Raw genomic sequence first — 24,714 nt, forward strand, 5'->3', positions numbered from 1 at the left:
CCCGGCGGGCGGAAACGCTATGGACGCATCCGAATCCAAGGAAAAAACCATCCTCAAGCTCAAGCTGAACACCGACCCGCGCTGGGTGGACGTTGCCAGCAAAAACATCGAGGATATTCTCGTCGACCACGCCTACTGCGAGCAGAAGGCGGCCAGCACCGGCATTTCGCTCATTGTCAAATACCCCGAGAAAACCCGCCTGGTGGACGAGCTGACCGCGCTGGTGGCTGAGGAGTGGGCCCACTTTGAGCGGGTGCTGCTGGAGCTGCGCAAGCGGGGTTTCGAGCTGGGCCCGCAGCGGCGCGATGAATACGTGGTGCAGCTCATGACCCACGTGCGCCGCGGCGACCACCGCGACCGGCAGCTGATGGACATGCTGCTGGTCAGCGCCTTAATCGAGGCCCGGAGCTGCGAGCGGTTCAAGCTGCTGTGGAAGCACATTCCGGACCCCGAGCTCAGCAAGTTCTACTACGAGCTGATGGTGTCGGAGGCCGCGCACTTCGTGAGCTACGTGGACCTGGCCAAGGAATACCGCGACCCGAAAGAAGTGGACGCCCGCCTGCAGGAACTGCTCAAAATTGAGGGCGACATCATCACCAACCTGCCCGTGCGCGACGATAGAATGCACTAAAGCATTCAAGATCAGGATTATTACCACAAAATGAAGCCCGGGGGTAGTGCTTTAGGGAAAGCGTCGTATTTTTCGGATCATGAAGACACTGTATACGCTAGCGCTATTCCTTTTCGTCGCCACCACCGCCCTGGGCCAGGCTACCGGCCCGGTGGTTGATTTCTGCGGTCAGCAGTACGAAGTGCCGGCCGGCGCCACGCTGGTCAGCCCCTACGAGGTGAGGGCCGACAAGTACGACCTGGTGCTGATGTACGTGAACTACCCCGAACTGCGCAACGGGGCGCCGGCCGAGTATACCAAGCAGCGCATGAAGAAGGTGAAGGGGAAGGACCTGCAGGAAATAGCCTGCTTTATTCAGGGCACACCTGCTAAAGCGTTTAAGTACCATTACGAGACGGAAAAAGGCCCCGTCTACGAACTGCTGGCCTACGGAGTAACGAAGGGACAGGCGACCATGATTCAGCTCACCCTGGACGTGGACCCCTACAACAACGTCGAAATTCCGGAGTTTGCCCGCCAGTTCGTGCACTTCGACAAGTAACCAAGAGCCTGGATTAAGCAGCAGTAGAAAGCCCCGCTTGCGCCGTGTTAGCGCAAGCGGGGCTTTCTACTGCCGGGCTCGGAGGCCAGGATCAGGCCCGGGGCAGGTCCGGGGTGCGGGAGTGCAGCAGGCCCGGCGGCACCGACAGCTCGCCCGTGTGCGGGTCGATGATGCCGTTGCGCTCCTCCTCGATGTTGGTGGCCTGGGTGTACACGTCGCCGGCAATGGGGCGGGCCCGCAGCTCCTGCTTGAACTGCCGGATCCGCTCGGTGCGCTCCTCACCGGCCTGGGGGCCGCCGTAGTCGGCAAAGCCGAAGCCGCCCCACTCGCTGACAATCAGTGGCTTTTGCCGGCGGTAGAAGAATGGGTCGCCGATGACCAGGGGGAAGGCGGCCACGCCCACCAGCTCCCCGGCCACGAGGCGGTCGAGTAGGTTGCGCCAGTGGGGCAGGTCGGGGGTGTAGAGGTGGGCCGTGAGCAGGTCCGACTTCAGCCGTCCTTCCGCCGAAATATGCTGCCACCCGTCGTTATCGACCACCAGAAACTGCGGGTGCTCGATCTGCATGAAGTGATACATATCGGTGATGTAGCGGCGCGTGTCGGGGTTGACGGCAATGTCCTGGCAGCCCCAGTCCTCGTTGTAAAGGCTCCAGATAACCACCGAGGGGTGCGACTCAATCAGGGCCAGCATGCGCAGCAGCTCTTCCTTGTGGTTTTGGCGGCTGCGCGGGCTGGAGGCGTGGGGGCTGGGCACTTCCACCCAGAGCAGCAACCCCAGCTCGTCGGCCAGGTTGTAGATGCGCGGGTCGACGCCGGCAATGTGCACCCGCACCAGGTTGCAGCCCAGCTGCTGCATGGCGTGCATGTGGCGCTGCATTTCCTCGTAGGTGGCCGTGCCGGGCTGGTAGAGGATGCCGTCGAGGTAGGTGGGCTCGTTGTTGAGGTACACGTGCCGGCCCCGCGACTCAATTTTGCGCAGGCCGAAGTGAGTTTCAATCTGGGCCGGGTAGCCCTCCGCGTCGATGAGCTGGGCGACGAGCTGGTAGAGGTTGGGCTCCTGCGGGGCCCAGAGCCGGGCTCCGGGCATCTCCAGCACCACGCGCTGCTGCTTCTGGCCGGCCTCGAGGCGCAGGGGAAAGTCGGAAGTGTAGAGCGGCGGCGTGCCGTTCTTGCGGCCCCGCTCGTACACTTGCAGCCGCAGCGTATACAGGCCCGGGTCGTGGATGCGGGTGGTGAGGTTGAAGCGCACCAGCTGGTCTTCCACCACGCTGTCGACGCCCACGCGGGAGCGGAGGCGGTTGCGCTCCACCATTTCCAGCCACACGCTGCGCACGGCCCCGGTGAAGGTCTGGTACCAGATGCCGCCGCGCTTGTAGATGTGCGACTCCTGCTTGCCCCGGGTGGTTTCCGCGTCCATCGTGTCGGCGATGCGCACGGTCAGGCGGTTGACCGAGTGCAGGTTTTCTTCCCGCAGCTCGTAGGAAAACGAGGTATACTCGCCGTAGTGCACGTCTTCGCCCTCGATGGTGCGCAGCTGCCGGCCGTTGAGCCACACCCGCGTCTCGTAGCCGCAGGCCCCGAACGTCAGCTGAAACATGGACCGCAGCAGGGGCTCCTCGATTTCGGGCAGGGTAAACTCCCGCTCGTACCAGGCCACTATCTTGTCTTGCCACGCGGAAGGCTGGGTCTGGCCCTTGGCCTGGGCCATGTGGGTTTCGATGGAGCCGGGCCACTGGGCGGAGTGCTCGTAGTGGTAGCCCAGGTGCCAGCCGTCGCGCAGGCCGCTGTCGTCGGGGTCGAGGGCGAACTTCCACTCCCCATCGAGCAGCACGTGGTTGTTGAGCCGCAGGACGGCCCGCGGCAGGGGGTTGGGCAGTTCCTCAATCGGCTTGGTTTCTTCCTGGCTGGCCGACAGGCCGTAGTTGATGTGCTCAAGGTTCATACGCGGGGCGTTAGTGAGGAAAAAGCCGGCCAGAAGCCGCGCCGGCCAAGGTAGCGTTCTATCCCAGGTGCTTACGGAGCTCAGGAGCAAAAAGGCTTGTTTCCGCCGCGGCCGCCGGAAAAATACTCGTCCGTAGCCGCTGCCTGGGTTGCCTGCGCCGTTCCCAATGAGGCACAAAAAAGCCCGACCGGAATCGGTCGGGCTACGGTGGCGGGCCGGGAGCCGGGCTTAGGTTTTCTGCTTTTTCTTCTTGGCCGCCGGAAACAGAATGTTGTTCAGAATCAGGCGGTAGCCGGGCGAATTGGGGTGCAGGGCCAGGTCGGTGGGCTCTTCCTCCACCAGGTGCTGGTAGTCTTCCGGGTCGTGGCCGCCGTAGAACGTCCAGGTACCCTTGCCCAGCGTGCCGTGCATGTAGCGCACTTCACCCGAGGCCTTGTTGTCGCCCATCACCACCACATCAGACTTGATGAGCTGCTTGCGGAAGGCCGTGGTCTGGCCCATAAAGCCCTTGATGGTCTTTTCGTGGTCCTGGGTCAGCATGGTGGGCACTGGGTCGTACTTGGCCGAGAAGGTGAAGAGCTGGAAATAGTCGTTGTCTTCGTACACGCCCCGCTCGCCGGGCTGCATGTCGATGTTGCTGTACTCGTACTGGTAGGGGTCGCGCACGATCTGGAAGTCCTTGAAGGCCAGGGTGCGGTTGAAGTTGAACTTGGATTGGGCCGTGGGGTCGGCCGGGTCGCCGTCGTACATGCTTTCCACCATGTCGAGGCCCAGGCCGGCCAGGGCAATGTCGTAGGTGTCGGTGGCCGAGCACATGGCAAACTGGAACCCACCGCCGGCAATAAACTCCTGCATCCGCGTCACCACGGCGCCTTTCATCTGGCTGACTTTGGCGAAGCCGTGGCGCTTGGCGGCGGCTTCGGCGTCGCGCTGCTGCTGCTGGTACCAGGGCCGGTTGCGGTAGGAGGCGAAAAACTTGCCGTACTGGCCTGTGAAGTCCTCGTGGTGCAGGTGCAGCCAGTCGTACTTGGGCAGCACCCCATTGAGCACGTCGTCGTCGTAAATTTCGGTGTAGGGAATTTCGGCGTAGGTCAGCACCAGCGTCACCGCGTCGTCCCAGGGCTGCTTGCCCTTGGGCGTGTACACCGCAATTTTGGGGGCCTTCTCCAGCTTCATGACGTCCATGTTGGCGTTGGGGTCGGCAATTTCGGCCAGGATGCTGCCGTACTGAGCCTCGGAAATCACCTGGTAGGTGATGCCGCGCACGGCCAGCTCATTTTCCAGGCCCTGGGCGTTTTCGCAAGCAAAGCTGCCCCCGCGGTAGTTCAGCAGCCAATCCACCTCCACCTGCCGGGCCAGCAGCCAGTAGGCAATGCCGTAGGCTTTCAGGTGCTCTTTCTGCACCTGGTCCATCGGGATGAAGACGTGGTTGGCCCAGGCCGCGGCCGGCGCGCCCAGGCCGGTGGCCAGCAGCAGCAAAAAAGGCAGAAGTCGTTTCAGTACCATCGGGTTCTGCTAAGTCGGGGGGAGGGGAAAGTAACCGTACAACAAACCGACGCGGACAATTCCGTCGGGGTTGCTGAATCGGGCGGGCCGGACCTAAACAAATGTAGCGAAAAGGGGGCGGAGTTTGCCGGAAAGCCGTTACCTTGCAGAGCCAGCCAATAGCCTGAAATCCGCGTTTACGCCCGATTTAGCCCTTTTTGGCGTCTTGTTCTCGGTCGATTATTGTCGTTGTCGCTATGCACCTGCTCGAAAACATCAAGGAGGCTTTTCGCTCTATTCACAGCAATTTGCTGCGCACCATCCTGACGGCCCTGATCGTGAGCATCGGCATTATGTCCCTGGTGGGCATTCTGACGGCCATCGACGCCATCAAATACTCGCTGAATCAGACCTTTGCCAGCCTGGGGGCCAACTCCTTCGAGATCAAAGCCAAGGGCTATACCAACCGCGTCCGGCGCGGGGGCGTGCAGGGCAAAACCTACCCGGCCATTACTTACCTGCAGGCCAAGCAGTACAAGGCCCAGATCGGGGAAGAAGGGCAGGTGGGCATTTCGGCCTTCATCAGCGGAGCCACCGAGGTGAAGTCCAACGGCCTGAAAACCAATCCGAACATGAGCGTGGTGGCCGGCGACGAGAACTACCTGCAGATCCAGAACTATAACCTCTCGCGGGGCCGGGCCTTTTCCTCGATTGAGCTGGAAAACGGCACCAACGTGGCCATCGTGGGCAAGGAAATCACCGACAAGCTGTTTCCCAACCAGAGCCCGGTCGACAAGTACATCTACCTGCTGGGCCGCCGCTTTCAGGTGGTGGGCGAGCTGGAAAAAAGCGGCAGCACGATGGGCGGCGGCGGCGCCGACCGGATGGTGCTGATTCCCCTGGAAACCGGCAACCAGATGCCCCGGCAGCGCGCCCTGACCTACGACGTGAAAACGGCCACCCTGCAGCCCGAAAACCTGACCTACCTCACGGGCATGGCCACCGGCGTGATGCGCGCCGTGCGCCACGACCAGTTGGGCCAGGAAGACAGCTTCGACGTGGAGCGCAGCGACTCGCTGGCTGGCAAGCTCGACTCCTTGTCGGGCAACCTGCGCATGGGCGGCGGGCTGGTGGGCTTCATCACCCTGCTCGGGGCCAGCATTGCCCTGATGAACATCATGATGGTGTCGGTGACGGAGCGCACCCGCGAAATCGGGATTCGTAAGGCCTTGGGCGCTACCTCCCGCCAGATTCGCCAGCAGTTCCTGATTGAGGCCATCGTCATCTGCGTGCTCGGCGGCCTGCTGGGCATCCTGCTCGGCGTTACGATGGGCAACTCCATTTCGCTCCTGATCGGCGAAGGGGCCTTCCTGGTGCCCTGGTTCTGGATGACGATGGGCCTGACGATCTGCATCGCCGTGGGCCTGGCCTCGGGCTATTATCCCGCCAGCAAAGCCGCCGGCCTCGACCCGATTGAGTCCCTGCGCTACGAGTAGTCTGACTGATTAGAACGTCGAAACAGAACGTCATGTCGAGCGAGAGCGAGACATCTCGCGTGCTGACGGGGCCAACGCCAGCTGTCTTGTTAAGCGCAGTTGATGCTTGATGAAGTGCCCCTTGCCCGTAGCGTGTCTCCTCTCTGCTTGCGGGAGGGAATAGTCGGCCCGGCGTTCTGTAACACGCTGTCAATATTCCCAAACTGCTCCCCAAACGTGCTGCCGAACGGTAGCAATTCCGGCCAATGAAAAAACTAGCGCGCTGGCTGCTGGGGGTGGGAGTGGGGCTGGGCGTATGCCCTGAAGCCGCCGCCCAAACCCGGCCCGGCGAACAGGCTCAGGTGTACACCGTCACCAACGGCGGCGAGGGTGTACACTTTGAGATTCCCCAGGTCCGGCTGTCCAATGCCGCCGTGGCCCGGCGTATCAACCGGCAGCTGCTGCGCCTCGTGACCGACTATAGCAGCGCCGTCGACTCAACGGCCAGCCCGCGGCGGCAGCTCACCCAACTGGCCCGCGAGTGCTGCTACGACGAGGAAAGCCGCGTCTGGCTGGCGGCGGGCAGCGGCCTGACCGGCATGACGTATGAGGTGCTGCTCAATCAAAATTATCTGCTCTCCTTCCAGTTTCAGCGGTCAGACCAAGGCCTCGAACAGCCCGGCACGAGCCATCTGACGTTCGATTTGCGCACTGGTCGGCTGCTGACGCTGGCCGAATTAGTCGCGGATTCGCCTGCCCAATTGGAGCGGCGACTGGGGTACGCCATCAGCCGCCGCCTGCGCGACGAGCTAGCCGACGTAGTGGCCACGTATGGCGACTCCGCGTTGATCACTGAGGTAGCGCAACTCTACGGCATTACGGAGTGGAATACCACCCCGCAGCGCGGCTTGCATCTGGATACCAGCCCGGGAGCCAATGCCGGTGCGGAGGAAGCTAAAGTGTACCCCACCGAGTTTGCGCTCCGCCCCGACGCGCTGCTGCTGTTTTATTCTATCGGTATGGCGCGGCTTAAATTCGAGTTTCTGCCCGACGAAACCTACGTGTTTCCCTTCGCGCGGCTGCGGCCTCGCGCTATCCTGCGGCCCTTGCTGCAAGCAAGACCGGTTGAGAAAAAAGCGGCGAGTAAATCCAAATAGCAAATGTTTGTATACATTTGAGCAATAAAATCATTTGGATATATGGAACAGGTGGCAACCGTCGGGCAACGATTCAGTGAGCTTATTGCTCATTTGGGTATATCAAAGAATGCCTTTGCTAACTCACTGGATAAAACCGCAACGGTCATCCAGCACATTGTAGATGAGCGCAATAAGCCAGGATTTGACCTTTTGTGTAAAGTATTTGACGTGTATCCAAATGTATCAAAAGACTGGTTGTTGCAGGGTACTGGCCCCATGCTGGCAGCCGGCAGCCCAGCAGCGGCGGAGCCGGTAAAAGCCCGGGCAGTAGCCAATCTGAAAGCCGACAATCAGCGCGTGGCAGTTACTACGGTGGCCGCACCGGAGCCTGTGGTAGAAGCCCATCCTGCGCCTGCGCCCGCGCCCGCACCCGCCCCGGCTGTAGCCGTTGAGCCAGCCACTGCCCCGGAGCAGCCATTCGTCGCGCAACCTGTTTTCTCTGAGCCAGTAGCCGCGCCAGTTGCCGCCGCGCCGAGTCTGACGGAGGTTGCCGCACCGGCTGCACCACCTGCGCCAGTAGCAGCGCCACCGGTGCCGGCAGCGCCCGACACCAGCTGGCAGACGGCGCTGTACACGCAGCAAATGGCCCATCAACTGGCTATGGCGGAGCTGCGCAACCAGCATTTGCAGGAGCAGCAGCGAATGATGCAGCAAATGATGGATCTGATGAAGCAACAAATGTTTAAATAGTGCTTTAGCTCATTTGGATATACAAAAAGCCCCGTCAATTAACTTGACGGGGCTTTTTTCTTTCCGGCACTTGCCGGGCAGCAGCAAAAATATCAGTGCTGAAAAACTTCCACGCCGATTTCCTCGGCTTCCATCAGGTTCTGCGGGTTCACGGCCGTTAGGCGCAGGCGCTTCATTTCCCCTACCAAGAGCGGGTCGTATTTGGCCACGACGCGAATGTAGTTGGGCGTAAAGCCTTCCATCTGCCCGTTAGTCACGTCGTCTTCGAACAGCACGGCGGCTTCGAGGCCGAGGTGCTGCTCGTAGAAGAAGCGCTTCTTCTTTTCCGAGAGGCCGCGCAGCTGCGTCGTCCGCTCGTGGCGGTGGCGGTCCTGCACGCGGCCGGGCAGCGTAGGGGCCAGCGTGTTTTCGCGCTCCGAGTACGGGAATACGTGCAGGTAGCTCACGTCCAGATCGTTCAGGAACTGGTAGGTTTCCAGAAAATCGGCCTCCGTTTCGCCGGGAAAGCCCACGATGACGTCGACGCCGATGCAGGCGTGGGGCATTACTTCCTTAATCAGGGCCACGCGCTCCTGGTACAGCTCCCGGCGGTAGCGGCGGCGCATCAAACCCAGAATCTTGTTGGAGCCCGACTGCAGCGGAATGTGGAAGTGGGGCATAAACCGCTTGGAACGGGCCACGAAGCGGATAATGTCGTCGGTGAGCAGGTTGGGCTCGCAGCTGCTGATGCGGAACCGCTCAATGCCGTCCACCTCGTCGAGGGCCTGCACCAAGTCGTAGAAGTCTTCGAGCCGCTCCCGGTCGGGGCCCTGCAGGCCGAAGTCGCCCAGGTTCACGCCCGTCAGCACGATTTCCTTCACACCGGTTGCGGCCAGCTTTTGCACCCGTTCCACCACGCTTTGCACGCTGCCCGAGCGGCTCTTGCCCCGGGCCAGCGGAATGGTGCAGAACGAGCAGGAATAGTCGCAGCCGTCCTGCACTTTCAGGAAGGTGCGGGTTCGGTCGCCGTAGCTGTGGGCGGCGTGAAACTCGGTGGCGGCCGCAATGGGCGAGGCGTGCACGTGGCCGGGCGCCCCGGCGGCGGGCTTCTCAAACCCGGCCAGAATATCGACCAGCTGAAACTTCTCGGCCGCGCCCAGCACGGCGTGCACGCCGGGAATTTCGGCAATTTCCTGGGGCTTGAGCTGGGCGTAGCAGCCCACGATGGTCACGAAGGCCTCCGGGTTGTGCTTCAACGCCTCCTTCACCACCTTGCGGCACTTGCGGTCGGCGTGGTCGGTGACGGAGCAGGTATTGATGACATAGATGTCGGCCGCGTCCTCGAAGGGCACTTTGCGGAAGCCCCGCTCCTCAAACTGCCGGCCGATGGCCGACGTTTCGGAGAAGTTGAGCTTGCAGCCCAGCGTATAAAAGGCAACTTTTCTGGTTTCCATAAGCAAGACCACAAAGATACAGCTTCGAAAGTTCAGGCGTTTCCCCGGCCCGAAAATAAGGTGATTAGGCGGAAGGAAGCGGCTGGCCAAGGCCGGGCCCGGCGGCTCCCAGGCGCTGCTCCACCAGCGCCATCAAACCCAGTAGGTCAGCTTTATTCAGCTCCGCGGCCGTAATAAAGGAGTGGAGCCGGCCGGCGTCATCCTGAAAAAACACCGCGGGCAGCACTTCCTGAGTCCGTGCCGGAAAGGCGGCGCGGAACTCGTCGCGGTGCAAAAAACGCGCGGCCACGGGCAAGGAGCCGACGAAGGCTTTCCACTCGGGCCGCACGCGGGTGCCGTGGGTGACGGCGCACAGCGCACAGGAGTAGGTGGCGGGCGACAACAGCTTGTGCGCCAGATCCAGCACGCTGTTCACCAGTCCGGTGTCGGCATTATAGACGAAAACGAGCTGCGGCATAGTTGACCTTCCAACGCATCGGTAGAAAAAAGAGCCGCGCTATTTGCCCAGAAACTCGCCGAACGACACCTGCTCGTAGGCCTGCCCCTGGTGCAGCTGCTGGTTGCCAAGCACCGTCGAATCCTGGGCGATGATGTGGTGGGGCACGTTGTCATACGTCACGGTGCCGGCGGGCGTGACCATGCCGAAGCCGTCGGTGAAGCAGTAGAAGGCGAAGGGCCGGCGCAGGGGCCGCAGCAAATCGTGGCTCCAGGTGTAGCTGCCGCTGGGCAGGCGCAGCTGGTTGAGCAGGGTAGTGGCAACGTCGGTTTGGGAGCCAATCCGGTCGATGACCAGGCCCCGGGCTTCGGGCCGCAGCGCCCCGCCGGCCAGCACCAGCGGAATCCGGAATTTGCGGAAGCTCTCGTTCGGGTCGTTGCCGGGCAGGGTGTGGCCGTGGTCGGCCACGAGCACCAGCAGGGTGTTGTCCCACCAGGGCTGCTGCCGGGCCTGGCGCAGAAAGCGGCCCAGGGCCCAGTCGGTATAATACACGGAGTTGCGGAACAGTGCCGTTTCGTCGGTGCCCTGGAACTTGCGCGGAATCGGAATCTCAAACGGCTCGTGGCTGCTCAGGGTAAAGGCCGTGACGAAAAACGGGCTGGGCTGGGTTTTTAGATCCCGCAGCACCCGGTCGAACAGCACGTGGTCGTGGGCGCCCCACTTCGAGTTTTGCTGGCGGGTGGGGAAGTCGGCGCGCTCCGTGAAGCCGTCGTAGCCGGCCGCCACCAGGTAGCTTTTCATGTTGGCAAACGCCAGCTCGCCTCCATAATAATAGTGAGACTTGTAGCCGACCTGCTCCAGGGAGCGGCACAGGTGGGGCAGCTGCTCGGTTTTGCGCGGGTACTTAATAATGCTGGTGGCCGGCTGGCTGGGGTAGCCGCTGAGCAAAGCCACCAAACCCTTCTGGCTTCGGTCGCCGGCCGCGTAGAGGTTGCTGAACAGCACCCCGGTGCGGGCCAGGCTGTCGAGGTTGGGCGTCACGCCCACTTCGCCACCGGTGCTGGCCACGAGCTTGCCGGTGAAGCTTTCCAGAATAATGAACAGGACGTTGGGCCGGGTGGTGCGCAGCAGGCGCGTGGTGTCGGGCTGGGCGCTGGCCGGCGCGTAGAGCTGGCGCACGGTGCGCGCGGCCACCGAGTCGGGCATAAACTGGTAGGGGTTGGGGCCGCCGTCGGTCAGCAACGCCGAGTTGGCCACGTTCCAGGGCACGTTCAGGGCCGCGTGGTTGGCAAAGGGCACCGTGGAGAAGTATACGTCGCTCTGATTGATGGGAATCTGCTGCACGCCCCCGCGCAGGGGCACGATGAGCAGAGCCAGGTACAGCACGCTGGCCAGCACGGCCCGGGGGCGGCCAAAGTGCGCGGGCAGCGCCGGCACCGGGCCCACTATCTTGTTATACAGCCACCAGCCCAGCCCCAGCAGCGCGGCCAGAATACCCGTTAATAAGAGCAGGGGCGCACTGCCGGCCGAGGCCGCCATTTCGCCCGGCGAGTTCAGGTACTGCAGGGGCGTGGCGTCGAGGCGGAAGCCCCAGGCCCGGTACAGCTCCAGGTCAGCGACGGTGAAGAAGGCCACCACCACGCCCAGCACGGCCGTGTAGAAGCGCAGCAGGCGCTGGGGAAAGAAGCGGGCGGGCAGGGCACTGCCCACGGCAAAGAGCACAAACGGCAGCACGCTCAGGTAGGCCGTGGCCGACGCGTCGAGCCGCAGACCGTAGGCAAAGATGCGCGCGAGGCTGCCGGTGGGCAGCCCCGCTACTTTCGACGCGTGGTACAGCAAAAACGTAGCCTTCGCCGCGACGAAGAACACCAGCCAGAACAGAAAGTAGCGGGGCTGGAAGGCAAAGCGGTTTCTCACGGGGCAAAGGTAGGAGGAAAGCCAGTGGCTATTGAAACCCGGCCCGGCCGCCGACGGCGCTCCTGCGTTGCACAGTAAGTAGCTTTTGAAGGGGTGGTTGGTGAATAAAAAGGGTGAATTTTTCAAAAACCACCTTCGAATAGATAGTGCCTGGGTGTAAAATCAGGTAGTTTGTCGAAAAATTGCTCATATTTGAAGGGTGGTAGTTGCAAATAACGAGTGAGTGCTCTTACATTTGCCTCTGTCAATTACCCAATAGTGCTTTCCGTTTCAACAGTACATGGCAATTCTCCGCTTCAAAGCTCTTGAGTTAGTCGACCAGCGCAAGCCGCAGGCCGTTGTTACTTCCGACGAGCGTCGCTCCGACAGCTTCGGCAAGAACGTGTTCAACCTGGACGCCATGCGCGCTACCATGCCGGGCGAATACTTCAAGAAGCTGCAAGCCGCTATCAAACAAGGCTCGCCGGTGGAGCGCTCCGTGGCCGACGCCGTGGCTTCGGCCATGAAAACCTGGGCTATGGCCAAGGGCGCCACGCACTACACGCACTGGTTTCAGCCCCTGACCGGCTCGACGGCCGAGAAGCACGACTCCTTTTTTGACCTGAACTCCGACGGCCGCCCGGTTGAGAACTTTAAAGGTTCGGCCCTGGTGCAGCAGGAGCCCGATGCCTCGTCGTTCCCCAACGGTGGCATCCGCAATACCTTCGAGGCCCGCGGCTACACCGCCTGGGACCCGACTTCCCCCGCCTTTATCATCGAAACGGCCGGCGCCAAAACCCTGTGCATCCCCACGATTTTCGTGGCCTACACCGGCGAAGCCCTCGACTACAAAGCCCCGCTGCTCAAGTCGCTGGCGGCTTTGGAGCAGGCCGCCGTGGACGTGTGCCAGTACTTCGACAAGGACGTGAACCGCGTGAGCACCACGCTGGGTATCGAGCAGGAGTACTTCATCGTCGATAAGGCGCTGTTCGACGCCCGCCCCGACCTAGTGATGACCGGCCGCACGCTGTTTGGCCACGCCCCGGCCAAGGGCCAGCAGCTCGAAGACCACTACTTCGGCTCCATTCCGAGCCGGGTGCACGCCTTCATGCTCGAGTTTGAGGAGGAAGCCAATCGCCTCGGTATTCCGCTGCGCACCCGCCACAACGAGGTGGCCCCCAACCAGTACGAGTGCGCCCCCACCTTCGAGGACGCCAACCTGGCCGTGGACCACAACCAGCTGCTGATGGACATCATGGACCGCGTGGCCGAAAAGCACAACTTGAAGGTGCTGCTCCACGAGAAGCCTTTCTCGGGCGTCAACGGCTCGGGCAAGCATAACAACTGGGCCATGAGTACCGACACCGGCGTGAACCTGCTGGCACCCGGCCGCCGCCCCAAGGAAAACCTGCAGTTCCTGGCCTTCTTCATCACGACCATCAAAGCCGTGCACCGCTACGGCGATTTGCTGCGCGCCAGCATTGCCTCGGCTTCCAATGACCACCGCCTCGGCGCCAACGAAGCCCCCCCGGCCATCATGTCGGTGTTCGTGGGCTCGCAGCTGAACTCGGTGCTGGATGAGCTGGAGCGCACGGCCAAGCTGCCGCTCGACAAAGGCGACAACATCTACCTCAAGCTCGGCATCGATAAGATTCCGGCCATTCTGCTCGACAACACCGACCGTAACCGCACCTCGCCCTTCGCCTTCACCGGCAACAAGTTCGAGTTCCGCGCCGTGGGCTCGTCGGCCAACTGCTCCTCGTCGATGACGGTGCTCAACACCATCGTGGCCGAGCAGCTCATCGAGTTCAAGGAGTCGGTAGACGCGCTGATTGAGCAGGGCAAAAAGAAGGAAGTGGCCATCGTGGAGGTGCTGCGCGAGTACGTTATCAGCTCCAAGAACATCCGCTTCGAAGGCAACGGCTACTCCGACGAGTGGAAGGAAGAAGCCGAGAAGCGGGGCCTGTCGAACATCCCGACCACGCCCCAGGCCCTCGACGCCCTGGTGCGCGAAGATGCCGCCGACCTGTTTGCCCGCCACAACATCTTCTCGCACGTGGAGCTGCACGCCCGCCACGACATCTTGCTGGAAGACTACATGAAGAAAATCCAGATCGAGAGCCGCGTGATGGGCGACTTGGCCGTGAACCACATCATCCCGACGGCCGTGGCCTACCAGACCAAGCTCATCACCAACGTGCGCGGCCTGCGCGAGCTGGGCCTCGACGATGAGCTGTCGCAGGTGACGGTGGATACCATTAAAGCCATTTCGCGCCACATCAGCACCATCAAAACTCAGGTGGATGAGATGATCAACGCCCGCAAGGTGGCCAACAAGATTGAAGATACCCGCGAGCGTGCCATTGCGTACTGCGACACGGTAAAAGTACATTTCGACACCATCCGCCGCTCCGTCGACAAGCTGGAGCTGATGGTGGCCGATGAGGACTGGCCTTTGGTAAAGTACCGCGAACTTCTGTTCCGGCACTAAGTCCAGGGGTTAGAGTCAGACCGGAGTTGGGTGGGAATTTTCTCCGGCTCTGATTTCACTAAAAGCCGTTCCGGGTGGGGCGGCTTTTTTTGTGCGTATAAGTTGTTGGCAAAGAAGCGCGCCGCGCCATGTAGGGCCTTGTTTCGAGAAGATTAGTCTGCCTCGGGGCTCGGGTAGTGGTTAAGTATCACGGAGGTTAGCGCGTGCAGACCTTCGTGCTCACGTAGTAGCCTTGCGAAGAATTCAATTCCGGGTCCAGGCGGGAATCTACCTCATAGACGAGTTTATTCGAAGTTACTTCGAGAATATGCCAGTCCGGCTTGCCAATAAACCGGACCATATCGTTGTCCTTCGTGTAGGAGATGGTAGGGTAGGCCACCGCATTGGGGTGATACCAGGTGAGAATTCCATCTTTGAGGAGAAAATAATCGGCAGGTTCAGTACCACTGCTGCCACCGATATAACCTCCGTTTGCCGCGTAGTTCTTGCTGTCATAGGTCTGCGGAGTCCAGCGGCCTTCTAGGGAGGGCGCGGGCTCTTCTGCCGTGTCTTTCTTACAGGCGGCCGTGAGCAGCGTCAGACACAGCAGAAACAGGGGGAGCAGGCGGGGCATAGGCTAGCGCGTGTAGGTATTTGTTCCGTCCCGGTATCCGGCACTCGTTACGAAAACCCTCGGATAGGAGAGGACGAGCTTGTGTGCGGTTAATTCGACAATGTGAGCTTCTCGCTCTGGTGTGCCATGCAGTCGAAGCTTGTTCTGTTCTCTTGTATACTGTTCGACAGGGTCAATGACATTACCGGTCACCGTATTTATATAATAAACGGTATTGGGGGTGATGACCATAAGGGGTGGGTTTGGGCCAGGCGGAGACACCTTTTCACTGAGTAGTGTGCCAGCAGTGTCATACTCTTTGGAATAAAACTGAGTAATCATCCAGCGGCCTTCCAGCGGCGGCTCAGGCGCAGCAGCATCTTTCTTACAGGCGGTCAGCAGCGTCAGGCACAGCAGGAGCAAGGGGAGCAGGCGGGGCGTAGGGAAAAGTAAGGTGAACATACAGGAAGCAGCTTGCACTACGAAGCATATAAGGTAGAAGAACACGGCTATCAGCCGGCTGCTGCGTATCTAAAGGTTCCAAACTTAGCTTCTTCTTTCGTCAATAGACTGCTTTGTTGCCTAATAAAGAATCGATTTGGCTCTGACAACAAGAATACAGAACAACGCCCCGACAATCGTCGGGGCGTTGGCTGAGGTAAAGACCAAACCCATAGCCGGGTTCCACCGAGAATTACTGTACCCGAATCAGGAACTTGCCATTGCTCAAGGACTTGGCGTTGCCCGTGTCCCGGTCGATGCCGGTGAAGGTGAACGTGCCGGCCACCTGGGAGGTCGTGGCTTCCGTAACGACGATGGTGCCGGCCCCGATAACCGTACCGTTGCCGGAGGGGTTGGCCCCGGCGTAGTACACGGCCGTGGCGACGTTGTTGGTCAGCACGCTGTACAACGCGCCGGCCGTCGCCGTGGGGCTGAAGGTGTAAGTGCCTACCGTTTTGGGAATAGTCAGGGAAATATAGTTGCTGTTTACCCCGCCGAGGTTGTAGTAAGCGCCCACCTGATAGGAATCAGGAGCAGTCTGGATTTGCATGCTGCTGGACGTCAGGTTGGCGTTATCGACCGTCCAGCTGATGCCGGGCGTGGCCGGGGCGGGCGTTGGCTCGTCGTCGGAGGAGGAGCAGGCGGCGGTGGCAACCAGCAGCAGGGCAGTGGTGGCGCGGGCGAGAAAAGGATACGTCATGGGTAACGATAATAAAGTTGAGCAGAAAAGTCGCGCCCGCAGCAAGAACCACGCCGCACTAGCGGCAAGCCGGTAGTAGGGCCGCGGAATGGGCGCTAACGAAATAGAGCCCGCAAGGAGCGGACTGCCGCCAGCAAACGGTTTTCGCAGTATCTTCGGGGAAAGCAGCTATGTATGGAGCCAGAGAAAAGCGAAATCAGCGTTGATAGGGCCCCGGAGGCCCCAACACCGGCCGCCAAGCTGGGCAAGCGGGAGAAACTAAGCAACACGCTCGTGGCGGGAGCCGCCACCACGGCCACCAAGCTGCTGCCCCTGCTGGAGCTGGTGGAGAAAATCCGGCCCCACGTCGAAAACGACTCGGTGTTTACCTCCCGCCGCGAGAAGATGAAGGCCCAGCTCACGCTGATTCAGGGCCAGCTGAAAAGTGAGCGTCCCCGGCGCGAGGCAGTGGTGCACGCCTTCCAGACCCTGGGCGAGTTTGTGGTGGAAGAGTCGCGGGAGGTCAGCAAGGATGAGGTGAAGGAGTCGGCCAAGCGCTTCGTGCTGCTGGCCCTCAAAACCGCCCCCGACCTGCTGCGGGCCGCGCACACGGCCGGCTTGTTTTCCTGATAAATCTTCTCATAACGAAAGGCCGGCTGCCCATCAGTTCAGCTCCAGGCGCTGGGTTGCCAGGTAACCATTGGGCCCTTCCAGGCGCAATACGTACAGCCCCGCCGGGTACTGACTTACCTCGAAAGGTACTTTCCCACCACCCGCTGCCACTGATTGGCGGCACACGGTGCGGCCCGTGGCATCCATCAGCGCGAGGCGCAGATGGATGCGCGGAGCCTGCTCCGGAAGATGCAGCGTAACTTGCCCGTGCGCCGGGTTGGGCGATACGCGCAACTCTTGCCGGGTGCCGGCCCGCGCCCGCGCTGAGAGGGTGGTGCCGCGCAGCTTTACAATCCAGAAATCACTGTTGCCATAACTGGGCTGAGTTTTGTCGCCGCTAATGCCCGAATCAGAGGTGCCGGCGATGAGCAGCCCATTATCGGTGGCAGACTGCGGACTGGTAATAGCAATACACTGATCCAGGGCTGCGCCACCGAGGGTCAGATCCCAGCGCAGGTTGCCGGCCCCATCCACGTTGATAAGCCAATAGTCAGTCACGCCCCGGCTGGCCTGCGTCTTGCTCCCGCTGATGCCCGACGACGACAAACCGCCCACCAGCAGGCCCCCGTCGCTGGTTAGCTGCACCGTGCGGGCATCCTCGTTGGCGCTGCCCCCGAAGCTGCGGTCCCAGATTTTCTGGCCGGTAGCATCCAGCTTCACGATCCAGTAATCGGATATTCCTAAAGTATTGTTTTCCTGGGTTTTATCGCCGCCGATGCCGGAGGTCGAGATGGCCGCGAGCAGGTAGCCGCCGTCGGGGGCTTGCTGCACGCCCACAATTTCCTCGTAGGCGTAACTACCCAGCGTCCGGTCCCATTGCTTGTTGCCCAAGGCATCTATTTTCACTACCCAGCCATCGTAGTGGCCGCGGCTATCCTGGGTTTTGTCGGCCCAGGCGTCGGAGTTGGAAAAGCCGCCCAGAATGGCGCCGCCGTCGCGGGTCAGCGTCAGGCTGTTGGCGTTATCATGGCCACCACCGCCGTAGGTTTTATCCCAAAGCTTGGTGCCATTCGCGTCAAGCTTCACTATCCAGTAGTCGTAGCTGCTAGATATGGCGGGCTGCGTTTTGTCGGGGCTGCTGTTCGAATTGGAGCCACCGAGGAGCAGGTAGCCCCCGTCGCTGGTTTGCTGCACGGCGCTCAGCGCGTCGGTGTACAGGCCTCCGAACGACCGGTCCCAGAGCTTGGTGCCATTCGCATCGAGCTTCAGCACCCAGTAGTCAGCACCGCCTTTGTTGGCTTGGGTTTTGTCGCCCCCGATTCCGGAGGTAGAGCGGCCCCCCACAATATAGCCCCCGTCGCGGGTTTGCTGCACGGCCACCAGGTGCTCGTTGTCGGGTCCGCCGAAGGTTTTATCCCACATTTTATTGCCGTTGGCGTCGAGCTTTACCAGCCAGTAATCGGTGCCCCCGCGGCCGGCCTGGGTTTTATCTCCGCTGATGGATGAACCTGAGTTGCCGCCCAGGATAAAGCCGCCGTCGGTTGTGGGCTGCGCGGCCCCCAAGGATTCCGCGGAGGTACCACCCAGGGACTTATCCCACTGTTTGGCGGGCGCCTGGGCCGCAACGGGCTGCGGTAGGGCAGACGCACTAATAAGAGCAGCGCCCAGTGAGAGGCGGAGTAAACGTTGGCACATTGGGCTAGATAGATAATTCGACGACAGATCCGGCAAGTTAACGCGTAGCGGGCACTCCTCAGCGCCTGTAGCTGCCTGGCCCAGGCTGCGCGGCGCCGCCGCTTTTGCCTTACCGGCTGGCGGCTTCGGGGCCCGCCGGCGGCAGCTGGGCCGGCAGCGGGGTGTCGTCGGGCAGCACTTCGGCGCCGCTGCCGGCGTCGGGCACCAGGGTTTTGAGGGCGGCGCGCTTTAGCTCCTCGAGGCGGCGCAGCGCATCGGTAACGGTGGCGTGGGTGCGTACTTTCTCAAAGAAGCCGCTGGAGACGCCGACTTTCATCAGCCGCTCCAGCACGAAGGGCAGAATCCAGCCCACTACGTTGGTGGCCAGCACCCCGCGCAACCCGATGCGCACCAGCAGGCGGGCGGCCATCCGTTCGAGCAGCAGGGCTTTGGCGGCGGGCAGGGCTTTGTCGGCCAGAAAATCAGCTACGAGCTGCACGTTGCCCTTTTGAATTTCGGCCCGCAGAATATCCTGAATGGAATCCAGCGCCTTTTGGGCCACCAGCCGGAACAGGCGGCCGGTTTGCCAGGCCGCCAGGCCCGTGGCGCGGGCTGCCGTTAGCAAGGGAGGAAGAAAGGGGGGCTTTTTCATGGGAGAACTGCGCTTTTTCCTGCTACGCAGCCAAGCAAAGAACGGCTAAAAATGGGTCATCCGGGCCAGCGCACGGCCCGCGGCGGCGGAATCGGAGCGGAATATTAGCAGCTTGCGGCCTTCCTCCGAAGCTGGACTGCGTATACTGGCCGCAATCCAGGGCCAACGGTGGCTTTTATTTCCCGCTTATGCTTTCCCCCCCCGATTACCAAGCCCTGTTTGAAGCCTTACCGGACCTGCATCTGGCCCTGACGCCGGAGCTGATTATCGTGGCGGCTTCGGCCGGGGCCGCCCGCGTGGCCGGCCGGCCGCTGGCGGCCCTGCTGGGGCAGGCAGCCCCCGCCGCCTTGGCCGGCTCTGCCCTCGACGTGCTGCCCGAGGCGCTGGCCCGCGTCCGGGCACGGGGAGCCGCCGACGAGGCTACCAGCGGCGGCTGGTACCACCGCGCCTGGCCGGTGCTGGGCGCGGCCGGCGAGATTCGCTACTTCCTGTACCGGGCCGAGGCGGTGCGGCCCGCGGCTACTCCGGCCGTGCAGACCCTGCTCGATACCCTGCCGGTGGTGGTGTGGCTCAGCGGCCCCGCGGGCCTGGCGGGTTCTCAGTGCCGGGGCTGGCTGGCCTACACCGGCTATGGGGCCGACCAGGCCCGGGACCTGGGCTGGCTGACGGCCGTGCACCCCGACGACCAGGCCCGCGCCCGCCAGTGCTGGACTCAGGCGCTGGCCGAAGGGCGCGAATATGCCCTGGAATACCGCCTGCGCCGCCACGATGGAGCCTACCGGTGGCAGCTGGTGCGGGAAGTGCCCACCCACGATGCCGCCGGCCACCTAGTTTCCTGGACCGGTACCATGCTGGATATTCAGGAGCAGAAGGAGGCCCAGCAGCGCCTGGCCGACCAGGACCGCCACCTCCAGCAGATCCTGAGCCAGGTGCCGGCCCACATTGCCACGCTGCTGGGCCCCGACCACGTGTATGGCTTTCTGAATGAGAAAGGCAACCAGCTGTTTGGCGGCAACGTGCGGCTGGGGACGCCCGCCGCGCTGGCCGTGCCCGCGCTGGTTACCAACGGCTACATCAAGCTTGTCGACGAAGTATACCGCACCGGGGAGCCGTTTCGGCTTTCGGAAATGCCCCTGACGCAGCCCCCGGCCCCTGACGGCTCGGTGGCCACTCTGTATTTCGACGGGGTATTCCAGCCCCTGACCGACGAGCAGGGCCAGACCCAGGGCATTCTGGTGTTCGGCATCGACGTGACGGAGCGGGTGCTGGCCAAGCAGCGCACGGCCGAGCTGATGGAGGAAATCCGGGAGCAGGACGCGCAGTTTCGCACGATGGTCGAGTCGGTGCCGCTGTTCGTCTACATCACCGACGCCGCGGGCCGCATGCTCTACATCAACCCCCAGCGCTACGCCTTCACCGGGCAGGCGCCCGACCCGGCGTTTCGGCACTGGCAGGAAGCCCTGCACCCCGACGACTGGCGGCAGCTGCGCGCCGATTTTATCCGGGGCCGCAAGCTGGGCCAGGCTTGGAGCGGGGAGTACCGCCTGCGCCGCCACGATGGGGAATACTGCTGGCAACTGCTACGAATCGTGCCCCTGCGGCGGCCCGACGGTACCGTGACCCGCTGGTACGGCTCCAGCATCGACATCGACGAGCAGAAGCGCCGGCAGCACCAGCAGCGGCGCGAAGATCAGCGCCTAAGGCAGATCCTGGGGCAGGCGCCGGCCATTCTGGCTACGGTAGAAGGGCCCGACCACCGCTATGCGTTCTTCAACGACAGCCACCAGCAGCTACTGGCCAACCGGGCGGAACTGGGGCAGCCCCTGGCCGCGCTGGCGCCCGAGCTGGTCGAACAGGGCTTCGTGGCCCGGCTCGACCACGTGTACCAGACCGGCGAAACCTTCGTGGGCCACGAGGTGCCGCTCCAACCCCTGGGCCAGCCCGAGTGTTTCCTGGACCTGACCCTGCAGGCCCTGCGCGATGAGCAGGGGGCCGTCGCCGGGGTGCTCACCTTCGCCGTCGACAGCACCGAGCGGGTGCGGGCCCGCCGCAGTGCCGGGGCGCTGGCCGCCGAAGTAAGCCGGCGCGACATGCGCCTGCGCCGCATGACCGAAGCCCTGCCGGCCGTCTCGTTTATCTGCGCCGCCGATGGCACCCTGGAGTACCTGAGTCCGCAGTGGTACCACTACACGGGCCAGAAGTCCGAGCTGACCGGCCGGGATATTTTTACCGCCCTGGTGCACCCCGACGACCAGCCCGCCCTGCGCCAGGCGTTGCGGGAAGTTTTCAGCCAGGGCCGGCCCTGGGATTTTGAGTACCGCCTGCGCCGCCACGACGGGCAGTACCGCTGGCAGCTAAGCCGGGGCGTCGCCGAGTTTGACGCCGAGGGCCAGGCGCTGCGCTGGTACGGCACGATGGTCGATAACCACGAGCAGAAGGAGTTGCAGAACGAGCTGCGCCGTAGCGAGGAAAAGTTTCGGTTTATGGCCGACTCAACCCCGGCCATCATCTGGACGGGCACCCCCGAAGGCGCCATTGACTACTGCAACCGCCCCTTTCTCGACTACACCGGCCTGCGCCCCGCCGATAGTATGGGCCCGGGCTGGCTGCAGGCCGTGCACCCCGACGACGTGGCCACCACGGCGGCCCACTGGCAGCGCAGCGTGAGCACGGGCCATGAGTATGAGGTGCAGCACCGGCTGCGCCGCCACGATGGGCATTATCACTGGCAGCTGGTGCGGGCGCTGCCCCTGCGCGACGCCGAGGGTCGCATCCTGAAATGGTACGGCTCCAGCATCGACGTGCAGAACCAGCGCGAGATGCAGCAGCAACTGCAGGCCCGCAACGAGCAACTGGCCCGCACCAACACCGACCTGGACAACTTCGTGTATACCGCCTCCCACGACTTGCGGCAGCCCATCGACAACATGGCCGGTATCTTCGAGGAGCTCACCCGTACGGCCTACTTCCGCGACCCAGAAGCCATCAAGCTCATTACCATGTTTGAGCGGGCCCTGCAACAGATTCACCAAACGATTCACGACCTCTCCGACGTGGTGCAGCTCCAGCGCCGCCACGCCCTGGTGCCGGCCGAGGCCGTGGCCCTGGAGCCCCTGACCCGGGAAGTTATCGGCAGTATGCAGGAGCAGGGCAACGAGGTCGGGGCCCGGTTCGAGCTGGATTTCCGGGCGGTACCGACCGTGCATTTCGTGCGGGCCAACCTGCAAAGTATCCTGTACAATCTGCTCAGCAACTCCCTGAAATATGCCGCGCCTGGCCGCCCGCCCCGGGTCCGCATCTTCACCAGCCTGCTCGACGGCGTGCCGGTGCTGACCGTGGCCGACAACGGGCAGGGCATCGACTTGGAGCGGCACGGCACGGAGCTGTTCCAGCTGTTCCGGCGCTTTCACGAGGACGTGGAAGGCTCGGGTATGGGGTTGTACCTGGTCAACCGCATGGTGCAGCTCAACGGGGCCTGGCTCGAGGTCGACAGCACGGTGGGCGTCGGCTCCACCTTCCGGATCTTCTTCCGGAGCTATGAAAATGTGCCTGACAAGTAGCTGATCTGTAACTGCTTGTTCCTTTTAATAACAACCTTTGCTGTAAGCTGCTTATGTCGCTCGTAAACACCATCGTCATTTCCCGCCCCGGCGGCCCCGAAGTGCTGCTGCTCCAGCCGCAGCCCCGGCCCGTGCCCGCTCCGCACCAGGTGCTGGTCAAAGTCAGGGCCGCCGGCGTGAACCGCCCCGACGTGCTGCTGCGCCAGGGCAAGTACGGCGGGGCCGAGGACGTGACCGGGCTGGTGCCGGGCCTGGAGCTGGCCGGCACGGTGGAGGAGTGCGGCGCCGAGGTAATCCGCTGGCACCCCGGCGACGCGGTGTGCGCCCTGCTGCCGGCCGGGGCCTACGCCGAATATGCCGTGGTGGACGCCCGGCACTGCCTGCCCGTGCCCCCCGGCTGGACCATGACCCAGGCCGCCAGCTTGCCCGAAACCGTGTTTACCGTGTGGCACAACGTCTTTCAGCGCGGCGGGCTGCAGCCCGGCGAAACCCTGCTGGTGCACGGCGGCAGCAGCGGCATCGGCATCACCGCCATTCAGCTGGCTAAGGCCCTGGGCGCCGAGGTGCTGGCTACGGCCGGCTCCGAGGAGAAGTGCCGGGCCTGCCAGGAGCTGGGCGCTGCCCGCTGCGTCAACTACAAGGCCGAGGACTTTGCCGAGGCCTTCCGCACCACCGGGGCCGACGTGATTCTGGACATGATTGGCGGCGACTATATCCCGAAAAACCTGGGGCTGCTGCGCGACGATGGGCGGCTGGTGTTCATCAACGCCATGCGCGGGCCCACCGCCGAGTTCAACGCCCTGGACGTCATGCGCCGCCGCCTGACCATCACGGGCAGCACCCTGCGCCCCCGCAGCGCCGAGTTTAAGGCCGCCCTGGCCGCCGAGGTCGAAAAGCACGTGTGGCCCTTGCTGGCCGCCGGCAGCTTCCGGCCCGTCATTTACCGCACGTTTCCGCTGGCCGAAGCCGCGGCGGCCCATCAGCTGATGGAAAGCAGCGAGCATATCGGCAAAATCGTGCTGGAAGTAGACGCCTGAACCGGGTCTCTTGCGTTGCGGGAAGCCCGCCGTCAGATCGGTTAACCCGGCGAGTTACCTGGTGGCTCGTTGCAGATAGTACACCTGCAATTGCCGGCGAAGCTGGAAGCCCAGCCGCTGATAGAGGGCCAGTGCCCCGGTGTTGGTAGCCAGCACGTGCAGAAACGGCCGGTGGCCCGCCGCCTGCATTTCCCGCAGCAGTTGCCCGACCAGCAGGCCCGCGTAGCCTCTGCCCAGGTACTCGGGGTGGGTGCACACGGCGCTAACTTCCGCGTACGGCTCGGGGCGCAGCCGGTGCCCGGCCATAGCCACCAGCCGCGCCCCGTCGAAGATGCCGTAATAAGTGCCCAGCTCGATGGTGCGGGACCGGAACGGGCCGGGGTTGGTTAGCGCCGTCAGGGCCAGCATGGCCGGCACGTGCTGCTGGGTCAGGGGCCGCAGGACCGGGCCCGGCTGGGGCGCGGGGGCGGGCCGGGAATACACCAGTTGCAGCAAATCTTTCTGGGCCAGCGGCTGCCAGGCATCGGTCAGGGGGAGCGGGCCGGGGGTGAAGAGCACCACCGGCTGGCCCGCCGGCACGAGGTCGAGCAGGCAGGTCAGGTCGGTGGCGCGGTTGTCCTGCAGGCCCGCCAGGGGCCCCACTTCCGGCGGAAAGCACCGGGCCGACGCGCTGCCCAAGGCCAGGTGCTGGTTGCCGGTCGTCAGCGCGTGCCAAATCGGGTTGTCGAGAAGGTGTGCCAAGGCGTGTTGGGCGGCGGTATAGTGCGAAGGTACGCCAAACCGGGCTTTTGACTGCCTGTTTCGCCCCGTTTCGCCATGTCACAATTTCACCGAAAGTGACCTTGCCCGGGCCCCGCGGCCAAGCGAGTTTTGTGGCACCATTCTACTCTCCTTTCCACAACCTCCTTTACCACGAAGCCCCAGCCATCCGGCTGGGGCTTTTTTGGCGGTGCGGCGTGGTAGTCACAACGCATGCTGTGCGAAGCCGAGGAGCTACCCCCGCAAAACGCCCGCTGCCAGCTAGACCAGTCGCCACAAATCCGGGCTTCTCTCCATCGGCCCTGGGTGCCCGGCCCGTAGTTCCCACGCTACGGACCCGGCGACTGATTTGTAACGACTGATTAGTCTGGCAGCGGAAGCGCCGGGCCGGAAAATGGGCCGGGAGCCAACTCAACTAAGTAAAAGACG

20 protein-coding genes are annotated in these 24,714 nt (G+C 62.8%); 9 read left to right on the top strand and 11 right to left on the bottom strand.

The genetic code is table 11. The annotated features are described in order from the left end of the window. Positions 1 to 19: 19 nt before the first annotated feature. Together miaE and E5K00_RS02960 are read left to right on the top strand one after the other, a co-directional pair. Positions 20 to 631: a tRNA-(ms[2]io[6]A)-hydroxylase gene (miaE, locus tag E5K00_RS02955; protein WP_135461519.1), complete on the top strand. Its 612-nt coding sequence runs from the start codon at positions 20 to 22 to the stop codon at positions 629 to 631. Between the two features lie 79 nt (positions 632 to 710). Beyond that, positions 711 to 1,172, top strand: a complete 462-nt coding sequence (locus E5K00_RS02960) for a hypothetical protein (RefSeq protein WP_135461521.1) — start codon at positions 711 to 713, stop codon at positions 1,170 to 1,172. A 91-nt stretch (positions 1,173 to 1,263) separates the two neighbouring features. Here E5K00_RS02960 and E5K00_RS02965 read toward each other — a convergent pair whose 3' ends face one another. Both E5K00_RS02965 and E5K00_RS02970 read right to left on the bottom strand, forming a co-directional pair. Then, positions 1,264 to 3,114, bottom strand: coding sequence for a glycoside hydrolase family 2 protein (locus E5K00_RS02965; protein WP_135461523.1), 1,851 nt, complete (start codon positions 3,112 to 3,114; stop codon positions 1,264 to 1,266). A 228-nt stretch (positions 3,115 to 3,342) separates the two neighbouring features. Next, complete coding sequence (locus E5K00_RS02970) at positions 3,343 to 4,620, bottom strand: asparagine synthetase B (RefSeq protein ID WP_135461525.1); 1,278 nt, start codon at positions 4,618 to 4,620, stop codon at positions 3,343 to 3,345. 236 nt (positions 4,621 to 4,856) lie between these two features. On the opposite strand from E5K00_RS02970, the gene E5K00_RS02975 reads away from it, so the two are divergent. From E5K00_RS02975 to E5K00_RS02985, 3 genes are all read left to right on the top strand, one after another. Continuing rightward, the gene (locus tag E5K00_RS02975; RefSeq protein WP_135461527.1) at positions 4,857 to 6,095 is read left to right on the top strand and encodes an ABC transporter permease; all 1,239 of its coding nucleotides are present in this window, start codon (positions 4,857 to 4,859) and stop codon (positions 6,093 to 6,095) included. Between the two features lie 245 nt (positions 6,096 to 6,340). Next, positions 6,341 to 7,231: a hypothetical protein gene (locus tag E5K00_RS02980; protein ID WP_135461529.1), complete on the top strand. Its 891-nt coding sequence runs from the start codon at positions 6,341 to 6,343 to the stop codon at positions 7,229 to 7,231. Positions 7,232 to 7,273: 42 nt separating this feature from the next. After that, positions 7,274 to 7,963, top strand: coding sequence for a helix-turn-helix transcriptional regulator (locus E5K00_RS02985; RefSeq protein WP_135461531.1), 690 nt, complete (start codon positions 7,274 to 7,276; stop codon positions 7,961 to 7,963). A 92-nt stretch (positions 7,964 to 8,055) separates the two neighbouring features. On the opposite strand, the gene mtaB is transcribed toward E5K00_RS02985, so the two are convergent. From mtaB to E5K00_RS03000, 3 genes are all read right to left on the bottom strand, one after another. Next, entirely contained in the window at positions 8,056 to 9,396 is a 1,341-nt protein-coding gene (gene mtaB / locus E5K00_RS02990; protein ID WP_135461533.1) for a tRNA (N(6)-L-threonylcarbamoyladenosine(37)-C(2))-methylthiotransferase MtaB, read from the bottom strand. A gap of 64 nt (positions 9,397 to 9,460) precedes the next feature. Then, positions 9,461 to 9,853 (bottom strand): hypothetical protein, encoded by a 393-nt coding sequence (locus tag E5K00_RS02995; protein WP_135461535.1) that lies wholly within the window; start codon positions 9,851 to 9,853, stop codon positions 9,461 to 9,463. A gap of 39 nt (positions 9,854 to 9,892) precedes the next feature. Further along, positions 9,893 to 11,749 carry an LTA synthase family protein gene (locus tag E5K00_RS03000; RefSeq protein WP_135461537.1) on the bottom strand — a complete coding sequence of 619 codons (1,857 nt, stop codon included), beginning with the start codon at positions 11,747 to 11,749 and terminating at the stop codon, positions 9,893 to 9,895. A 280-nt stretch (positions 11,750 to 12,029) separates the two neighbouring features. Between E5K00_RS03000 and E5K00_RS03005 the strand changes: the two genes are divergently transcribed. After that, entirely contained in the window at positions 12,030 to 14,219 is a 2,190-nt protein-coding gene (locus E5K00_RS03005) for a glutamine synthetase III family protein (RefSeq protein WP_135461539.1), read from the top strand. Positions 14,220 to 14,415: 196 nt separating this feature from the next. Here E5K00_RS03005 and E5K00_RS03010 read toward each other — a convergent pair whose 3' ends face one another. The 3 genes from E5K00_RS03010 to E5K00_RS03020 form a co-directional block, all read right to left on the bottom strand. After that, positions 14,416 to 14,832, bottom strand: coding sequence for a hypothetical protein (locus E5K00_RS03010; RefSeq protein ID WP_135461541.1), 417 nt, complete (start codon positions 14,830 to 14,832; stop codon positions 14,416 to 14,418). A 3-nt stretch (positions 14,833 to 14,835) separates the two neighbouring features. After that, positions 14,836 to 15,273, bottom strand: a complete 438-nt coding sequence (locus E5K00_RS03015) for a hypothetical protein (RefSeq protein WP_135461543.1) — start codon at positions 15,271 to 15,273, stop codon at positions 14,836 to 14,838. A 232-nt stretch (positions 15,274 to 15,505) separates the two neighbouring features. Further along, the gene (locus E5K00_RS03020; protein WP_135461545.1) at positions 15,506 to 16,012 is read right to left on the bottom strand and encodes a hypothetical protein; all 507 of its coding nucleotides are present in this window, start codon (positions 16,010 to 16,012) and stop codon (positions 15,506 to 15,508) included. Positions 16,013 to 16,186: 174 nt separating this feature from the next. Here E5K00_RS03020 and E5K00_RS03025 point away from each other — a divergent pair, with 174 nt between their 5' ends. After that, positions 16,187 to 16,621 (top strand): hypothetical protein, encoded by a 435-nt coding sequence (locus tag E5K00_RS03025; RefSeq protein ID WP_135461547.1) that lies wholly within the window; start codon positions 16,187 to 16,189, stop codon positions 16,619 to 16,621. A gap of 33 nt (positions 16,622 to 16,654) precedes the next feature. Here E5K00_RS03025 and E5K00_RS03030 read toward each other — a convergent pair whose 3' ends face one another. Then, entirely contained in the window at positions 16,655 to 18,298 is a 1,644-nt protein-coding gene (locus tag E5K00_RS03030) for a T9SS type A sorting domain-containing protein (RefSeq protein ID WP_135461549.1), read from the bottom strand. Positions 18,299 to 18,407: 109 nt separating this feature from the next. Further along, a complete protein-coding gene (locus tag E5K00_RS03035) occupies positions 18,408 to 18,929 on the bottom strand; it encodes a hypothetical protein (RefSeq protein ID WP_135461551.1) in 522 nt (173 codons plus the stop codon). A gap of 188 nt (positions 18,930 to 19,117) precedes the next feature. Here E5K00_RS03035 and E5K00_RS03040 point away from each other — a divergent pair, with 188 nt between their 5' ends. Continuing rightward, positions 19,118 to 22,489 carry a PAS domain-containing sensor histidine kinase gene (locus E5K00_RS03040; protein ID WP_135461553.1) on the top strand — a complete coding sequence of 1,124 codons (3,372 nt, stop codon included), beginning with the start codon at positions 19,118 to 19,120 and terminating at the stop codon, positions 22,487 to 22,489. A 53-nt stretch (positions 22,490 to 22,542) separates the two neighbouring features. Next, on the top strand, positions 22,543 to 23,526 hold the full coding sequence (locus E5K00_RS03045; RefSeq protein WP_135461555.1) for an NAD(P)H-quinone oxidoreductase: 984 nt from the start codon (positions 22,543 to 22,545) through the stop codon (positions 23,524 to 23,526). A gap of 54 nt (positions 23,527 to 23,580) precedes the next feature. Here the strand turns inward: E5K00_RS03045 and E5K00_RS03050 are convergent, their stop codons facing one another. Next, positions 23,581 to 24,267, bottom strand: a complete 687-nt coding sequence (locus E5K00_RS03050) for a GNAT family N-acetyltransferase (protein WP_135461557.1) — start codon at positions 24,265 to 24,267, stop codon at positions 23,581 to 23,583. Between the last annotated feature and the right edge of the window lie 447 nt (positions 24,268 to 24,714).

Source organism: Hymenobacter aquaticus (assembly GCF_004765605.1).
Classification (GTDB): domain Bacteria; phylum Bacteroidota; class Bacteroidia; order Cytophagales; family Hymenobacteraceae; genus Hymenobacter; species Hymenobacter aquaticus.

Excerpts from the sequence above, each read along its gene's own strand:
- E5K00_RS02960 (WP_135461521.1), top strand. The coding sequence starts at position 711 with ATGAAGACACTGTATACGCTAGCGCTATTCCTTTTCGTCGCCACCACC.
- E5K00_RS03045 (WP_135461555.1), top strand. The coding sequence starts at position 22,543 with ATGTCGCTCGTAAACACCATCGTCATTTCCCGCCCCGGCGGCCCCGAA.
- E5K00_RS03005 (WP_135461539.1), top strand. The coding sequence starts at position 12,030 with ATGGCAATTCTCCGCTTCAAAGCTCTTGAGTTAGTCGACCAGCGCAAG.
- miaE (WP_135461519.1), top strand. The coding sequence starts at position 20 with ATGGACGCATCCGAATCCAAGGAAAAAACCATCCTCAAGCTCAAGCTG.
- E5K00_RS02970 (WP_135461525.1), bottom strand. The coding sequence starts at position 4,620 with ATGGTACTGAAACGACTTCTGCCTTTTTTGCTGCTGCTGGCCACCGGC.
- E5K00_RS03015 (WP_135461543.1), bottom strand. The coding sequence starts at position 15,273 with ATGTTCACCTTACTTTTCCCTACGCCCCGCCTGCTCCCCTTGCTCCTG.
- E5K00_RS02975 (WP_135461527.1), top strand. The coding sequence starts at position 4,857 with ATGCACCTGCTCGAAAACATCAAGGAGGCTTTTCGCTCTATTCACAGC.
- E5K00_RS03035 (WP_135461551.1), bottom strand. The coding sequence starts at position 18,929 with ATGAAAAAGCCCCCCTTTCTTCCTCCCTTGCTAACGGCAGCCCGCGCC.
- E5K00_RS03020 (WP_135461545.1), bottom strand. The coding sequence starts at position 16,012 with ATGACGTATCCTTTTCTCGCCCGCGCCACCACTGCCCTGCTGCTGGTT.
- E5K00_RS02980 (WP_135461529.1), top strand. The coding sequence starts at position 6,341 with ATGAAAAAACTAGCGCGCTGGCTGCTGGGGGTGGGAGTGGGGCTGGGC.
- E5K00_RS02965 (WP_135461523.1), bottom strand. The coding sequence starts at position 3,114 with ATGAACCTTGAGCACATCAACTACGGCCTGTCGGCCAGCCAGGAAGAA.
- E5K00_RS02985 (WP_135461531.1), top strand. The coding sequence starts at position 7,274 with ATGGAACAGGTGGCAACCGTCGGGCAACGATTCAGTGAGCTTATTGCT.
- E5K00_RS02995 (WP_135461535.1), bottom strand. The coding sequence starts at position 9,853 with ATGCCGCAGCTCGTTTTCGTCTATAATGCCGACACCGGACTGGTGAAC.
- E5K00_RS03025 (WP_135461547.1), top strand. The coding sequence starts at position 16,187 with ATGGAGCCAGAGAAAAGCGAAATCAGCGTTGATAGGGCCCCGGAGGCC.
- E5K00_RS03010 (WP_135461541.1), bottom strand. The coding sequence starts at position 14,832 with ATGCCCCGCCTGCTCCCCCTGTTTCTGCTGTGTCTGACGCTGCTCACG.
- mtaB (WP_135461533.1), bottom strand. The coding sequence starts at position 9,396 with ATGGAAACCAGAAAAGTTGCCTTTTATACGCTGGGCTGCAAGCTCAAC.
- E5K00_RS03030 (WP_135461549.1), bottom strand. The coding sequence starts at position 18,298 with ATGTGCCAACGTTTACTCCGCCTCTCACTGGGCGCTGCTCTTATTAGT.
- E5K00_RS03040 (WP_135461553.1), top strand. The coding sequence starts at position 19,118 with ATGCTTTCCCCCCCCGATTACCAAGCCCTGTTTGAAGCCTTACCGGAC.